10 protein-coding genes are annotated in these 15,464 nt (G+C 57.0%); 2 read left to right on the forward strand and 8 right to left on the reverse strand.

The annotated features are described in order from the left end of the window. Position 1 precedes the first annotated feature (1 nt). Complete coding sequence (locus tag MFLA_RS13340; protein WP_011480836.1) at positions 2–2,302, reverse strand: xanthine dehydrogenase family protein molybdopterin-binding subunit; 2,301 nt, start codon at positions 2,300–2,302, stop codon at positions 2–4. After that, positions 2,299–2,760, reverse strand: coding sequence for a (2Fe-2S)-binding protein (locus MFLA_RS13345; protein ID WP_011480837.1), 462 nt, complete (start codon positions 2,758–2,760; stop codon positions 2,299–2,301). The genes MFLA_RS13340 and MFLA_RS13345 overlap by 4 nt, the downstream gene beginning before the upstream one ends. A gap of 179 nt (positions 2,761–2,939) precedes the next feature. On the opposite strand from MFLA_RS13345, the gene MFLA_RS13350 reads away from it, so the two are divergent. Next, a complete protein-coding gene (locus MFLA_RS13350; RefSeq protein WP_011480838.1) occupies positions 2,940–3,854 on the forward strand; it encodes a LysR family transcriptional regulator in 915 nt (304 codons plus the stop codon). Positions 3,855–3,876: 22 nt separating this feature from the next. Here the strand turns inward: MFLA_RS13350 and MFLA_RS13355 are convergent, their stop codons facing one another. Together MFLA_RS13355 and MFLA_RS13360 are read right to left on the reverse strand one after the other, a co-directional pair. Then, positions 3,877–5,112 (reverse strand): MFS transporter, encoded by a 1,236-nt coding sequence (locus tag MFLA_RS13355; RefSeq protein WP_011480839.1) that lies wholly within the window; start codon positions 5,110–5,112, stop codon positions 3,877–3,879. A gap of 56 nt (positions 5,113–5,168) precedes the next feature. Next, entirely contained in the window at positions 5,169–5,492 is a 324-nt protein-coding gene (locus MFLA_RS13360; RefSeq protein ID WP_229407069.1) for a VanZ family protein, read from the reverse strand. A gap of 721 nt (positions 5,493–6,213) precedes the next feature. Here MFLA_RS13360 and MFLA_RS13370 point away from each other — a divergent pair. Further along, complete coding sequence (locus tag MFLA_RS13370) at positions 6,214–7,731, forward strand: ATP-binding protein (RefSeq protein ID WP_011480841.1); 1,518 nt, start codon at positions 6,214–6,216, stop codon at positions 7,729–7,731. 539 nt (positions 7,732–8,270) lie between these two features. Here the strand turns inward: MFLA_RS13370 and MFLA_RS13375 are convergent. From MFLA_RS13375 to MFLA_RS13390, 4 genes are all read right to left on the reverse strand, one after another. Further along, the gene (locus MFLA_RS13375; RefSeq protein ID WP_011480842.1) at positions 8,271–10,070 is read right to left on the reverse strand and encodes a GGDEF domain-containing protein; all 1,800 of its coding nucleotides are present in this window, start codon (positions 10,068–10,070) and stop codon (positions 8,271–8,273) included. Between the two features lie 265 nt (positions 10,071–10,335). Further along, the gene (locus MFLA_RS13380; RefSeq protein ID WP_011480843.1) at positions 10,336–10,617 is read right to left on the reverse strand and encodes a DUF5666 domain-containing protein; all 282 of its coding nucleotides are present in this window, start codon (positions 10,615–10,617) and stop codon (positions 10,336–10,338) included. Positions 10,618–10,700: 83 nt separating this feature from the next. Continuing rightward, on the reverse strand, positions 10,701–14,417 hold the full coding sequence (locus tag MFLA_RS14195; protein ID WP_011480844.1) for an EAL domain-containing protein: 3,717 nt from the start codon (positions 14,415–14,417) through the stop codon (positions 10,701–10,703). Positions 14,418–14,512: 95 nt separating this feature from the next. Further along, the gene (locus MFLA_RS13390; RefSeq protein ID WP_011480845.1) at positions 14,513–15,331 is read right to left on the reverse strand and encodes a 2OG-Fe dioxygenase family protein; all 819 of its coding nucleotides are present in this window, start codon (positions 15,329–15,331) and stop codon (positions 14,513–14,515) included. Positions 15,332–15,464 lie beyond the last annotated feature (133 nt).

Raw genomic sequence — 15,464 nt, forward strand, 5'->3', positions numbered from 1 at the left:
CTTATGCCTTCAATTGGTCGCGGATCGGCAGGGTGCGGATGCGCTTGCCGGTCGCGGCAAAAATGGCATTGCATATCGCCGGGGCAATGGTCGGTGTCACGGGTTCGCCAACGCCGCCCAGCGGCACATCCAGCCCATGATCGACCAGATACACATGGATATCGCGCGGGGCTTCCTCGATGCGCATCACTTGGTACTCATGGAAGTTGTTTTGCTGAGCAACACCGTTCTTGAAGCTGATCTCACCCGTGAGCGCCAGGCTGGCCCCCATAATGCACGCGCCCTCCGCTTGTGAGCGGATACGGTCCGGGTTGACCTGCGGCCCGCAATCCACGGCAATATCCACGCGCGGGATGCTGATTTCACCGTCATCACTCACTACCAATTCAACCACGGCGGCCACATAAGTAACGAAGCTATAGCAGAACGCCAGGCCCAGGCCGTGGCCTTTGGGCAGCTTGCGCCCCCATCCGGCTTTTTGCGTAGCCAGCTCCACCACGTGGCGCATGCGCCCGATATCCAGCGGGTAGCGCTCGGGCGACTCGCCGTAGTTCCAGCTGTCCGAGATGCTGTCCGGGTCGACCTTGCGCGCAGGGCCGAGCAGATCCAGCAGGTAATCGCGGTGGTCGCGCCCGGCCTTGTGCGCCAGCTCGGCCACGAAGGACTGGGTCGCAAAAGCATGCGGGATATTGGACACCGAGCGAAACCAGCCGATGCGGGTATGCGCAGGGACTGGAGGGCTTTCCACCCGCATATTGGGAATGGTGAATGGCAGGTTCACCGCGCCCATGCCGAGTTCGAACGGTGCGCCGCCCTGGGCGTTCTCGACGAAGATGGAGGCAATGGTAGGCGCGGTGGTGCGATGCAGCCACGCAGTCGGCATGCCCTTGTCATCCAGCGCTGCCTCGATGCGTTCGAGCGAGACCGTGTGGTAATAATCATGGTGCAGGTCATCCTCGCGCGTCCAGGTGACCTTGACCGGCTTGCCGTCCATCGCCTGGGAGAGCAGGGCGGCCTCCACCACGAAATCCGGCTTCGACTTGCGGCCGAACCCGCCGCCGAGCAGGGTGACATTGACACGGACATGCTCCGGCTTGAAGCCGAGATGACCGGCCACGGCATTCACTGTGGCCTGCGGATCCTGCACACATGCCCAGGCTTCGCATTTTCCCGCGACGATACGCGCCGTCGCAGCTGGCGGTTCCATGGTGGCATGCGCGATATGCGGCTGGTAATACTCTGCGGAAAACACCTGTTTGGCCTTGGCCAGCACGCCTGCCGCATCGCCGGTGTCGCGCATTGCCTTGGCGGGCTTGCGGGCCGCTTCCTCCATGGTCTTGCGGAAAGCGGACGAGTCATACGCGGCATTGGCGCCATGGTCCCAGTCGATCTTGAGCGCCTCGCGCCCCTTGATGGCCGCCCAGGTGTTATTCGCCAGCACCGCGATGCCGCCCAGGGGATGGAACAAGGGCGGCAGGTTGCTGCCTTGCAGCTCGATCACCTTGACGACGCCTGGCACCTTGAGCGCCGCACTGGCATCGAACGACTTCACCTTGCCGCCGAACACTGGTGGCCGCGCCACGACCGCATGCAGCATGCCTTCCAGCTTGGTATCGATACCGTAATGCGTGGTGCCAGTAACGATTTTCCGGCCGTCGATATTGCGCGTGTTCTGTTTGCCGATGTAGCGAAACTCGGAAGCTGGCTTGAGCTGCAGGTCTTCTTTCGCAGGGATGGGCATCTTGGACGCTGCCGTTGCCAGCTCGCCGTAACCCAGCGTCTTGCCGCTGGGCTTGTGGATCACCTGGTGCTGCCTTGCCTGCACTTCGCTGACCGGCACACTCCAGGCAGCGGCAGCAGCAGCTTCCAGCATCATGCGGGCCGTGGCGCCGATGCGGCGCATGGGCTCGAAATGATGGCGCATGCTGCGCGAGCCATCTGTATTCTGGTTGCCGTATCTCGCTTCGTTACCCTCGGCCTGCACCACATTGACCCGCGCCCAATCTGCCTCCATCTCATCGGCTACCACCAAGGGCAGGCTGGTACGCACGCCCTGGCCCATTTCCGAGCGGTGCGCGACGATGTTGACGATACCGTCCGTGCCGATGGAAACGAATACCAGCACATCCTCCTTGAGGCCGCCCGGCATGGCATCGCCGCCGTATTTCTTGGGTTCCCCCGTCGCCGCGCGCACCAGGCCGCTGACGCTGATCGTAAGCGCGAGACCAGTTGCCAGCCCCATGCCCTTGAGCAGGCGACGGCGGCTGAGGTCTGGCAAGTCCAATATCAGTGACTGGCTCATTTCGCACCCTCCTTGGCAGCAAGCTTGATCGCCGCACGAATGCGCGGATAGGTGCCGCAACGGCAGATATTGCCGCTCATGGCTTCATCGATATCCTCATCCGTGGGATGGAGCGTGGAGCGCAGCAACGCGGTCGCCGACATGATCTGTCCAGCCTGGCAATAGCCGCACTGGGCAACGCCCAGCTCCAGCCATGCCGCCTGCACCGCCTTGCCCACCTTGTCCTCGCCCACGGCTTCCACCGTCGTGATTTTCTTGCCCACAGCAGCCGAGACCGGCGTGACGCAAGCGCGTACCGGTTCGCTATCGAGATGGATGGTGCATGCGCCGCACAAGGCCATACCGCAGCCGAACTTAGTACCGGTCAATTGCGCAACATCACGGATAGCCCACAACAAGGGCATCTCATTGGGCACATCGAGTTGCCGGCTTTCGCCGTTGATATCCAGGGTTACCATAGGGATTCCTTATATTTCATTCACGGGGAAACGCTATATATGAAACAATATATCGTTATTTTTCAACCAGATACTGTTGAGTATGCGGATATTTCCCTACGCGATAAATGGAAATATGCTTATTTTAGAATTCCATTCCATGGAATAATCATGACTGGACAATAAAACCGGACCTTCTTATGCTCAACCGCCTGGAAATGATGCGCATCTTTTGCGTCACTGCGGAAGCTTCCAGCTTCAAGGAAGCAGCCGCAAGGCTCAGCATCTCGCCACAGGCGGTCACCCGGGCCGTCAAGGAATTGGAGTCGCTGCTCGGGGAGCCGCTGTTTTACCGCAACACGCGTCACATCCGCATCACGGAATTTGGTGAGCAATTGGCCCTGCGCGCACGCGAGGCCATCCACAGCATGGATGAATTATTCATCACCGACAACAGGCTGCAGGAACAGGATATAGGCGGCGTGGTGCGCATCACCGCACCCGTCGTGATTGGCAGGCGTTTTCTGCAACCTGTGCTGAGCCGCATCACCAGGGAGCACCCGCATATCACCATCGACTTGCGCCTTTCCGACATGCATAGCGACGTGGTGGAACAACAGATCGATATCGGGGTACGGGTAGGATTGCTGCGCGACAGCAGTTTTGTCGCCCGCTCACTCGCCAAGGTATCGTTTCTCGTCGTCGCCACGCCAGCGCTGGCAGCACGCGTCGGAATGCCACAGCAACTGAAAGATTTGCATGACGTTCCCACCATCGCCCTCGTCGACAAGAGCAGCGGTAAGAACTGGCCATGGTTCTTTGCCGACGGACAGCAGATCAATCCCAGGCAGGCCAGCTTCATCACCGACGACTCCGACAGCGAAGTATCGCTTGCCCTGGAGGGCGTCGGTTTTGCCCAGATTGGCGCGCCGCTGGTGATACCGCAACTCAAGAGGGGAGAGCTGGTGAGCGTGCTTGACGATTTCGTGGCGCCAGCCTGGGACTTGAACGTCTACCGTCCACGCCGTGGCCCGGTGCCGGAACGCATTCGCCTGGTGTATGACGAAATTGTCCGGGCATTGAGCGACCCGGCGCATTTTCCTACCCAGCGCTAGGCGGCCGATCGGCCTTCAGGGATCAGTGCAGGTCGCGCATGTTAAGGCGGCGCAGCTTGGGCGCGAAGCGCGCCACTACGCCTACTACCGCGATCGTCATCGCTCCACCGAAAATGACGGAAGGGATCAAGCCCATCAGCCTGGCTGCGATGCCCGACTCGAAAGCGCCCAGCTCGTTGGAAGAACCGATGAATATGCCATTGATTGCGGAAACACGGCCTCGCATGTCATCCGGGGTGATCAATTGCATGATCGTCGTCCGCACCACGACCGACACGCCGTCGCAGATGCCGGAAATCAGAAGCAGAAACGCCGCGAGCCAGAAATTCCTGCTCAAGGCAAAGGCAATGATGCTGAGCCCGAATCCTGCCACCGCCACCAGCAATATCCGCCCGGCCCGGCGATTGACCGGGTGATGTGTGAGCCAGATGCCGGTGGCGATCGCACCCACCGCAGGGGCGGCGCGCAGGATGCCAAGGCCTTCCGGCCCGTGCTGGAACACATCATGGATGAACATCGGCAGCATGGCGACCGCGCCGCCGAACAATACGGCAAACATGTCCAGCGCCTGCGCGCCCAGCATGACCTGGTTGCTGAAGACAAAGCGCAAGCCCTGGGCGATGCTGGCAAACACCGGGGCCCCCATCTCGACAACCGGCGTCTTCACCTTCAGGCTCAACATAGCAACGACGGCGACCCCCGCGAATACTGCGGAACAGGCGTAAGCCGTGCTGATGCCCGCGAGGGCGATCACACCGCCCCCGATCGCCGGTCCCAGCACCAACCCGGTCTGCAACACCGAACTGCCGATGCTGGCGGCGCGCGCAAATTGCTGGCGCGGCAATACCAGCGCGAACAGGGCGCTATAAGACGGGCCGATGAAAGCGCGTGCAAAACCAACGCAGGCAATCGAAAGATAGATGAATTGCGACGACTCGCTGGGATGCCACAACCATCCGGCAGCGATCCCGGCCAACACCAGGGCATTGATCGCGAGCACGATGCTTGCCATCACGCCGAACAGGCGACGGGAATAGCGATCAACGGCATAACCGGCGAACAGGGCAGTACAGAAATAAGGAATCACTTCGGCCAGGCCGATCAGGCCCAGCGATAGGGGGTCGCGCGTGATCTGGTAGATATGCCAGCCCACCACCACTGCCATGATCTGGTACGAGAACGTGATGCTGACGCGGAAAGCCAGCAGCTTCAGGAAGGCAATATTGCGCAGCGGGTAAGAGGATGTATCAGATGTCATGCAGGTATTGTAAAGAATACGCCTTCTTCATGACACCAGCCGGCCCCGGCCAGGAATCAGGAATATTGGCCCAGCCAGCGCCGCACCAAGGCAAGCACCGGTAATGCGGCCAAGCCTCCCAGTGCATCTGCCAGCAAGTCGTCCAGGCCAGCCTGCCTCCCCTCAATATACAGCTGGTGCAGCTCATCGGCAGCGCCCAGCATCACCACGATGATCCAGACGGCAACCAGCGGCAACCGGAAAAAGGCCAGGCCAGTAAGCACCCCAACGGCACCAAAGACGAAGAAATGCACGACCTTATCCCAGGGCGGTGGAAACAACGAGCCTGCTCCAGGCGCCTCCCCCCCGATAAAAATGCCAGCAACCAACAGGATGAGCATGCCCAGTGCAAAGTATCTCAGGCGTTCAGGTGTGATCAAATGCGTGTTTGTATTCAGGATGAACAAATGAAATGCGGCGAACCACAATGTCCTGCTATGCTAGCACGGCAGGACGCCGGCAACCATATCTAACTGCGGCAAACTTCATGCCAACGGCTTGGGTAGGGGGTGGTGAAGATATCAACTTGTTCGAGTACGGGTCCATCGACCAGAGCATCGTAGGGACTTAAAAAAAATAGTATTTCTATCTACACACTAGGGCTCTTGGACAGAAGGCCATTTTTTCGGCTTAGGAGCCAACTGCTATCCATGCGGCCCCTGAAGGGTAGTTAGGAGAGAGAGCTGGACATGGCAGCGGCCGCTGGGATATGCAGAACTGCACGGCAAGCGAAGCTCGCAGGCCCACAAAGCTGGAAGCCGCGGGCCGTGGGCGTCAGGGATGCGCAAATAGCGAACCTGGAGCAGCGCAGTTCGCGTAGCAAAGACACATATAAAGAGTATTTCGCTTATTATCTAATTATTTTAATGACCGCTTTCGGCCAAGAGCGGAAGTCCTCGCATCTGTAGATCTTTTGGTGTGACTAAAAAGAAGTGTGAAGATTTTTCGCCAATACGTTCCACTAAATATTAAATTCGATCTGTTTAGGTGATCAATCGTCTTCGCTGACTAGTCGCCTGTTTATAGTTAGATGCCGATTGGCAACATAGAGGGGAGAACAAGATGAAAATAAAAGCCGTAACTGTGAACCGATTTAGAAGCTACTCAAGCCCCGTGACGGTACAGGTTGATGACTTGCTCGTTCTAGTTGGCCGTAACGACATTGGGAAATCAACGATTCTTGAAGCGTTGGACATCTTTTTCAATGAAGGCAAGGGCTGCGTCAAGATTGACAAGGACGATATAAACAAAGATTGCCTTGCTCAAGGGCAGGATTGCATTGAAATCCAAGTCGAATTTACTGATCTCCCTGAAAATATCGTTATAGACACCACAAACCAAACGACACTGCAGGAGGAATATTTGCTAACGTCTGAGGGAACCTTGCATGTCATCAAGAGATACCCAAATGCGGGGAAGGAAAAGGTATTTATTAAGGCTAACCATCCCGCGAACCCAGAATGTACTGACTTACTTCTGAAAAAGAACGCTGATCTCAAGAAGATATTGGAAGCTGGTGGCTTCGATTGCCCGGACAAAACAAAGAACGCTGAATTAAGAAAGGCGATCTGGGGCGGGCAGGCTAACTTGCAGTTAGGCGATTGCGAAATTGAAGTTGCCAAGATTGATGCCAAGAGCATCTGGGAACAACTTAAGTCGTATATGCCGCTGTACACGCTGTTTCAATCTGATCGAAAGAATAGCGATTCTGACGATGAAGTCCAGGATCCAATGCGTATCGCTGTCAGAGAAATCCTTGGTGATCCAAAAATTCAAAAAGACTTGGCGCAGGTCACGAAAACGGTGAAGACACGTCTGGATGAGGTGGCGCAGAGAACTCTAAAGAAGCTTGGCGAAATGGCTCCGGCCATTGCCAATTCGCTCGATCCTCAACTTCCTGATTTCGCCAGCCTGAAGTGGTTGGATGTCTTCAAGAACGTCTCTATTACCGGGGATGATGATATACCCATCAATAAAAGAGGAAGTGGCGTAAGACGCCTTGTGCTGATCAGTTTCTTCCGTGCAGAAGCAGAGAGGAGAAAAAATGAAGCCAACTTGCCCGATATCGTATACGCCATAGAAGAGCCGGAAACATCTCAACACCCAGAGCATCAGCGCGCTTTGACTGATGCTCTGATTGCCCTGTCCGAGGCGCGCAACACTCAGGTGCTACTCACAACACACAGCCCAGAAATCGTCAAGCGTCTGAAGTTTGAAAACATTATTCTGATTTCAAATCAGATTCCGACACGAGTCTCGCCCGTGCTTGAGCATGGGTTACCATATCCAAGCCTTAACGAAGTGAATTTTTCAGCGTTTGGAGAGGCGTCTTATGAGTATCACAACGAACTATACGGGTTCATTGAGGCAGAAGGACGCTTGGATGATTACAAGCGCAGCAAACCACTGCGTCAGTACAATCGTCTTCGGCGAGATGGTTCTACGGTAACGGAGCAAGTCATTCTTACCGAATACATTCGCCATCAAATTCATCATCCGGAGAACGACCGGAATGTATTATTTACCACAGCTGAACTCACAGAGTCTATCGAGACAATGCGACTGTATCTCCAAGCTTGATACGCAAAAAGATGCAGTATCGAATAAATCGTTGCAAGGGGCGTTTGACCCGCAGCCAAGTTTTTTGCTGCAAAGATAGTCGTCGCCTCAAACTCCCCATAAGACAGGCGTTAGGTGCTCCTTTTCAAGGTAATTATTCACTGTCCGCTTTGGGTCGAAAGCAGCCATCCAATTTAAAGGAAAACGGGGAAGTCCCTCCCCGACCCCACAATAACCAACGTTCGGCAAACGATACCGTATCCGCCCCCACCACAATCACGTGATCCAACATCCGCACACCCACTCATGCCAGCGCATGCTGATGGCTCTTCAGTCAGCAATCTACCCGCACCGCTTGGCTCTAAATCAAGCTTGAATGGTCATGGAAATGATAACCGCCGCCGCATAATTTCAGCGCCTCTTTGAGGAACTCTCGCATATATACCGACGCGCTGTCGGTCGCACGACTGAATAATGCGCTGTATGCGATCAACTAGCGAAAACTCAGGCTTTGCCGATAGAGATCGGGACTGTAGGAAGTGCGGTGAACATCAACAGGCTCAATCGGCAATATCGGCCGCGCCTGCCACCATGTTGCGGCCTGCCTGCTTGGCGTGATACAGCGCCCTGTCCGCGCGTGGCACCAAGGACTCGGGAGGTTCATCCTGTTCCCGCTCCGCAACACCGGCGCTGAAGGTGATCAGGACACGCTCATTGTTGTGCATGAAGAAATTACGTGTGAGGTCCCGCTGGGCGCGCTTCATGATTTCCACAGCCTCGGCTTCTCCCGTGTCCGGCAGGATGATGATGAACTCCTCGCCGCCATAGCGCGCCAGCACATCGGTACTGCGCAATGAAGCCTTGAGCACCTTGGACAAATGCACGAGCGCCTTGTCGCCCGTCGCATGGCCCAGCCTGTCGTTGAGGCGCTTGAAATGGTCGATATCCATCATGGCCAGGCTCAACCGCGTGGCATGGCGCCTCGCCCGGTCAAACTCGCGCTCCAGTGCCTGCTCCATGCCGCGCCGGTTCAAGGTTCCGGTCAGGAAGTCCTCGTGCGCGACTTCGTTCACATGCTCCAGCTTGGCGGTCAGCTCCTGCACCAGGCGTTCCGATTCGGCTACGCGTTGCTGTGTCTCTGCCAGGATTTCCCGCGACTGGCGGATATTGAAGCTGATGCTGCGCGTGTCTTCCAGCATATGGTCAATCAGCGCATTCAGCTCGACGATGTCTTCAGATTCCGTGATTTTCTGCCTGTAACCGTCGATTTTTTCCTGGTATTCGTTGGTGCTGTCTACCAGGTCCGCGAGGCGGCCGACAAAGACTTCTGCCATTTTCTTCATGGAGTCCCGCGCATCCAGCAAGCGGGGCTTGAGCTGACCCTGCTTGAAGATCAGCTCCTTCAGGCTGCTTTCCGCGTCGTAGAGCATATCCAGTGACAACGGTTTCTGCAGCAGCTCCTGCACGATCATGGTCTGCCCATGCAGCCACTTGTCTTCCATCACCAGCTCATTCATGCTGGTGACTACCAGGCGCAGCAATTGCAGCAGTCCCTCATGGGTGCGCTGCTGAGTATCGCCATGCATTTCCAGCGTGAACAAGATGGACTTCAGGGCCTCCCCCTGCTTGAGCACATCGTGTTCCGCATAAGCAAGGCGGATATCCTCGAGCAAGGCTTCAGCCTTTTTCGCCATTTCTGGCCAAGCAGCCAGCTGCGGAATCACGATCAGCTTGATGGTGCGCATCAGCATGTTGCGCCAGTGGTCTGCGATTCTCGCATAGTAGGCACGCGCTGATTCCTGCCCGTCACCAGCTGGCACTGGGGCGGCATCCTGGGCCGGCACGCCTTCCTGCTGCGCGTCATTCACCAGGTTCTCGCTGATGCCGGACCCCCATGAGCTTGCCAGGGCGTGGATTTTCTGTGGCAATCCCGGGTCCTGCTCGAAATTGCTCAGCAGGCGCTGCAAGCCTTCGCGCTTGCGGCTAAGGGTGATGCCCTTGTGGCTGACCTCCAGTTGCTTGAGCAAGTGCCGAAGCGCCACTGGCCAGGTGACTTCATCCTCTGGTGCCGCCTGCGGCAGCAGGTTGCTGAGCTGCTCCTTGAAACGCGTCCAGTTACCGGCATCCACCGATTGCTTGATCGCCTGCGCCGCCACCAGATATTTCGGGTTCTGTACGCCGGCGGCGAGCAACACCTCATGCAATGAATCGGCAAGCCCGGAAGCGCTGTCCATGGATTTCACCCCGGCAATTTCGTCATAGACAATACGGAAATTATCCGGCGTGGGCGGTATCTTGCGCGAGGAAAGCTGTATCAGCGTTTTGCGCGCAATCTCAATGGCAGAGGCAGATTCTTGCATGATCGCTCAATCTTCAGGCAATTAGTGGAATTGGACGTGACAGCCGCCGGACTGCGGCATGCAGCCCAGACGATCAGCATAGCGCTAATCGGGAAGATTCAATATATGAATCAAGCACATTTTCACCCCGGCATTTCCAGATATGCCACGACATGATAGGACCTGCCCGGACTGGGCCAACGTCCGGGCAGGCATCAGGCGCACCTAGCGTTGCGGATGCCTTTGGCTTGATATGATGGCTGGCAACTTAGGCAAGCAGGCGGCATTACTTGGCGCACTTATCCTTCTTTTTGGTTTCGATCTCTTCCACCAGACCGTCTTCAATCTCGACTTCCACGCAGGCACCAACGACCAGTGGGCCATGCTTTTCCTCGAGCTCGGTCTTCTTGGTCACCTCCAGCTTGCGACCGGATACGACCCAGGTGCCTTCCGCCGTTTGCGGGCGGCTTTCAATCACGCCGTAGAATTCCTCTTCTGCCGCCTGGACGCTGAAGGTCGCCCCTGCCAGCATACAGATGGCAAACCCGGAGCATAGTATTTTTTTCATGGCATATCTCCTCATGTGGATACAGTCAATATGTGAAAGATTGCACATATCCAGAGGGATAGTTCCCAAAAACCAGGCAGATGTCAATTCACGGCGAGGCCAAACTCGCGCTCGAGTTGCTCGGCTGGTTGCGGCCTGCCGAAGAGGTAGCCTTGGTATTCGAGGCAGCCGTGCTTCTCCAGGAACTGTTGCTGTTCCCAGCTTTCCACACCTTCGGCCACGACCTCAATCCCCAGTCCATGACCCAGGGCGATGATGGTTTGCACGATGGAAGCATCATTGCTGTCGACCAGGACGTCGCGTACGAATGAGCGGTCTATCTTGAGCTGTGACAGCGGCAAGCGCTTGAGGTAGGCCAGGGAGGAATAGCCGGTACCGAAATCATCCATGGAGAACCCCACGCCCATGGCCTTGAGAATGTTCATCTTGGTAATCATCTCCTCGATGTTCTCCACCAGTGTGCTTTCCGTGAGCTCCAGCTTGAGGGACTGCGGATTGGCGCCCGTTTCCTTCAGGATGGAGAATACGCGGTCAATAAAATCATGCTGGTGAAGCTGGCGTGCACTCACATTGACGGAGAGCACCAAGCCAGCCGTCTCAGGGCGCCCCGCCCAGGCCACGAGCTGCATGCAGGCGGTTCTCAGCACCCATTCCCCGATCGGCAGGATCAGGCCGGTTTCCTCTGCAAGCTCGATGAACGCAGCCGGGGAGAGCAAGCCCTGTTGCGGATGTTCCCAGCGCACCAGCGCCTCCGCCCCCAGCAAGCTTCCCTGGCTATCCACCTGCGGCTGGTAATACAAGCGCATCTCATCGCGGCGCAATGCCTGCCGCAGATCCTCTTCCATGGCGGCGCGCTTGGTGATCAGTGCCTGCATCGCCGGGTCGAAGAAGCGGAAGGTATTACGTCCGGCGGCCTTGGCCTCGTACATCGCCAGGTCAGCCCGCTTCAGCAATTCGTCCACGGTTACCTGCTGCTCGTTGCAGAACAGGGCCACTCCGATGCTGCAGGAGGAATAATGCTCGTATCCCGACAGCCTGAAAGGCTGGCTCAACGCAAGGAGAATCTTGTCGGCAACCAGGCTGGCTTCCTGCGCGGCATTGCAGCCTTGTTCGCTGAGATTTTCCACCACCACTACAAACTCATCCCCGCCCAGGCGCGCCACGGTATCAGTGATGCGCACGCTGTTGAGTAAGCGCTGGGCCACCTGCTCCAGCAGCATGTCGCCGAAATCATGGCCGTGAGTGTCGTTAAGCGTCTTGAAATTGTCGAGGTCGAGAAACAACAAAGCGCCGGAGCGTTTCAGCCGCATACTGTTGAGCAATGCCTGCTCGAGCCGGTCAAGCAGCAGTAAACGGTTCGGCAGATTGGTCAGCATGTCATAGAAAGCCAGGTGCTGAATCCTGCTTTCGGCCGCCTTGCGCTCGGTGATATCGCGCTGCACCGAAACCCAGTGCGTGAATACCCCAGCGCTGTTCGCAATGGGCAGGATGTCCATTTCCAGCCAGATTTCCTCACCATTCTTCCGGTAATTAACCAGCTCAGTGCGCACAGACTCACCCTGTTTGAGCAGGGCCTTGACGCGCCATAACTCTTCCATCTGCGTGTTTGGCCCGTCCAGGAACCCTGGGTCCTTGCCCAGCACCTCTTCCGCCGTGTAACCCATAAGCCGCTCGAATGCCTTGTTGACGAAAATGATGCGCGGATTCTGCTTGCCTTCAGAGTCGGCTTCGGCAATCAGGACGATATCGTTGAGCCGCGCAATGCTGGTTTCGAGTAACTTAAGCTGCTCCTCGGAGTGGTGACGCTCGATCGCGATTCCAGCGATATGGGAGCATGCGCTCACCAGTTCCATTTCACGCTGCTCGGGCACGCGCACTTCGCGGCTATACACTGCGAATGTGCCTAGTACCTGCTGATTGCTCGACAAGATGGGCATGGACCAGCATGCCCTCAGGCCAAAGCGCCTGGCCAGGTCACGGTAATTGCGCCACAGCAGGTCCTGCTGGATATCCGCCACCACTACCGTGCGGCGCTCATAGGCAGCCGTCCCGCAAGAGCCGGCTGCAGGACCGATCTGCAAGCCCTTGAGTTTGTCCAGGTAGCGCTTGGGCAAGCGCAACGCAATGCCCCTGGCAAAGGCATTTGCCTTATCCAGCAGCATGATGGAGAACATGAGGTCTGGATATTGCTCTTCGAGCAACGTGACCGTCGCCAGCAGCACATCATCCAATACGGCACCGGCAGCAATGCGCTCCAGGAGATGCCGCTGCTCGACCTGCAGGGTTTCCTGGCGTTTCTGCTGCTCGATATTCTCCACCACCTTGATCAGGTTGCGCGGGCTACCGTCAGGCCCCTTGATCAAGCTCGCGCTGATCCGCACCCAGACAGAACGACCGGATTTGGTCGTGTAGCGCTTTTCCACGACCGAACGGTCAATCTTGCCTTCCAACAACCATTGCCGGTTCTTCCAGGCATCCAGTTCATTTCTGCCATCATTCAGGTCGCGGCAGTGCATCTTCTTCAGCTCATCCTCGGAATAACCCACGATCTCGCAGAACGCGGGGTTCACGAGCAGGAACTGTCCATCGACGGAAGTCATCGCAATGCCTGCAGAGGCACTATGGAAAGTCAGCCGGACTTGTTCCTGGCTGGACTGAAGCTCCATTTCGACCATCCGCCGCTGGCGGACTTCCTCATGCAGGGCTTGTGTCCGCTCCCGTACTCGCCTGCGGATCTGCAGGTTCCAGAGCAAGACGAGGCCGGCAACTATGCCTGTGAACAAGGCCCCGGCCATGAACCAATTGACCAGGGGGTTGGTGGCATCATCTCCATCCTTCCAGAGAAATCCGTCCAGGGAGTACCCTGGCTCGACCAGGCCCAGCTCGGCAAAAGTATGGGCAATGAAATCCCAACGCGCCCGCGACATCCGTCCCAGCTCGATCATCTCCGGCAAGATGAAGCGCTCCATCTCCCTGGCTTCATACATCAGCTGCTGCGTGCTGGGAGGTGGTTGCCTGGCGGAAGGCATCTGCAGAATCAACTGGGAAATTTCATGCGGATTGGCCAATGCATATTTCCAGCCCTTGAGACTGGCACGTACAAAAGCCTCTGCACGCTCAGGGTGGGCCTTGAGTTCGGCTTCTGTCGTGAACAGGGTATCGCCATAGAAATCGACACCGAAATCCATCGCCATCAGCATGGAGGCATCAATGCCCAGCTCTGCCATCCGCAGCGGCTCCACCGTGGCATAGGCGGAAATAACATCTACCCGGTCTTCCAGCAAATCCTCCAGCTGGCCGCGATGAGGCAGGATGGTAACCTCCTGCAGGTCGATGCCATGTTTGCGCAGCAATGCCCGGTGCTGGGGATCCTGCCACTCGGAGTTCGCCAGCATGATGCGCTTGCCTGCCAAGTCGGCCGGACTGCGGATATGGCTGGACTTCTTGCTCAGCAGCACATGGGCGGGATGTTGAAAGATCGTAGCCAGAGCGACGAGCGGCTTGCCGTGAAGGCGGGCGATGACGATCTCTGCATCGCCCACGCCGTATTGGGCATCGCCGGATACGACGCGATCGATGGAGGAGCGTTCCATATCCGCTTCCACGATCTCGACATCCAGGCCCTCGTCACGATAAAAGCCTTTTGCCTGCGCCGCATAATAGCCGGCGAACTGAAACTGGTGATACCACTTGAGCTGCAGCCTGACCTTCTCCAAAGGCTCGGCAAGCGCCTGCCCACCGGCCAGGAGCAAGCCGAGCAACAGGACACGCAACAAGGCATGATGAATCGAATCGCTCATATTCCTTTACTTCCGTGGCCACTCTCGCATGTGTGGCCACTCAAGGGCATGCTACAGATGCCGTATCAATCAAGCGCAGCAGGCACATACTACTTTTACAACTTGGCAGTGAACGTCACGACCAGTACGTCGCGATAGGCCGCCTTGGCTGGGTCTATCTGCTCGACCGGCGTCACGCCGTGCATGCACCGCCGATCATCCACCAGGGCACAGTCAAGTGGGTTAGTGAGGGTGAAGCTGTCCAGCACGACCTTGTCCAGATTGTGCAGCGTCGTGGTGCCGCTGGATATATTGACGCGCTTGACCATCATGACCAGTACATAATCCACCCCGTCCCGATGGACACCTTCCGGTGCGGGCTGGCCACGCTCATGCTGGTTGGTTTCTATGCGGAATTGATGGGCCTCGATATGCCAGCGCGTCTGCGGTCGCAGGTGGCTGAACAAGTCCCGGCTGAGCTGCAGGATGCTCTGCATCGTCTGCCCCTGAATCACGGCAGGGGGGATAGGCTCATAGATGCGCGCAATCCCGCCATTGAGCGAGTTGTACTCCCGGCTCTGGTAGTGCGGCTGGTGAGGCTCCAGCATGATGGGGCCTTCGGTGGCGGCACTCAAGGTGGCGAAGCGGCGCCGGCGATAACGACCACCATCCGCCATGTACTCATCCAGGGGCATCCCGTCCCAGCTGGCGTCAAAGGCCTGCCAGTCTTGCAGGGCCTCTGAATTGGAGGCCAGCAGCCATTCCCTTATTTGCTGTCCGGGAACAAAGCTGAATCCTTCAGCTGCAATCTTTTCACAAAGGCTTACCTTGTCATTAACCTGCTTCAAAAGCTTTTCACTCACTTCACACCGCCAAGGGTTGATATTCATTATTCTAAGGCTTGCACGTTCACTCCGGCTTGCCGGGCGAACCATACCAGCATATTAGCGAATCACGGGTGATCTTTGAAAGAAACTTGCTTGCCATTCATGATGGCAAGCAAGTTTATCGTCATACGAACGTCCGCCCGGTTCCCGCCGCGTGGCAGGATATCTCCCCGTGATCTCA

Origin of the sequence: Methylobacillus flagellatus KT, assembly GCF_000013705.1 — a bacterium.
GTDB classification, from domain to species: domain Bacteria; phylum Pseudomonadota; class Gammaproteobacteria; order Burkholderiales; family Methylophilaceae; genus Methylobacillus; species Methylobacillus flagellatus.

Coding starts and splice junctions, on each gene's coding strand:
- MFLA_RS14195 (WP_011480844.1), bottom strand. CDS start 14,417: ATGAGCGATTCGATTCATCATGCCTTGTTGCGTGTCCTGTTGCTCGGC.
- MFLA_RS13380 (WP_011480843.1), bottom strand. CDS start 10,617: ATGAAAAAAATACTATGCTCCGGGTTTGCCATCTGTATGCTGGCAGGG.
- MFLA_RS13375 (WP_011480842.1), bottom strand. CDS start 10,070: ATGCAAGAATCTGCCTCTGCCATTGAGATTGCGCGCAAAACGCTGATA.
- MFLA_RS13345 (WP_011480837.1), bottom strand. CDS start 2,760: ATGGTAACCCTGGATATCAACGGCGAAAGCCGGCAACTCGATGTGCCC.
- MFLA_RS13340 (WP_011480836.1), bottom strand. CDS start 2,302: ATGAGCCAGTCACTGATATTGGACTTGCCAGACCTCAGCCGCCGTCGC.
- MFLA_RS13355 (WP_011480839.1), bottom strand. CDS start 5,112: ATGACATCTGATACATCCTCTTACCCGCTGCGCAATATTGCCTTCCTG.
- MFLA_RS13350 (WP_011480838.1), top strand. CDS start 2,940: ATGCTCAACCGCCTGGAAATGATGCGCATCTTTTGCGTCACTGCGGAA.
- MFLA_RS13370 (WP_011480841.1), top strand. CDS start 6,214: ATGAAAATAAAAGCCGTAACTGTGAACCGATTTAGAAGCTACTCAAGC.
- MFLA_RS13360 (WP_229407069.1), bottom strand. CDS start 5,492: ATGCTCATCCTGTTGGTTGCTGGCATTTTTATCGGGGGGGAGGCGCCT.
- MFLA_RS13390 (WP_011480845.1), bottom strand. CDS start 15,331: ATGGTTCGCCCGGCAAGCCGGAGTGAACGTGCAAGCCTTAGAATAATG.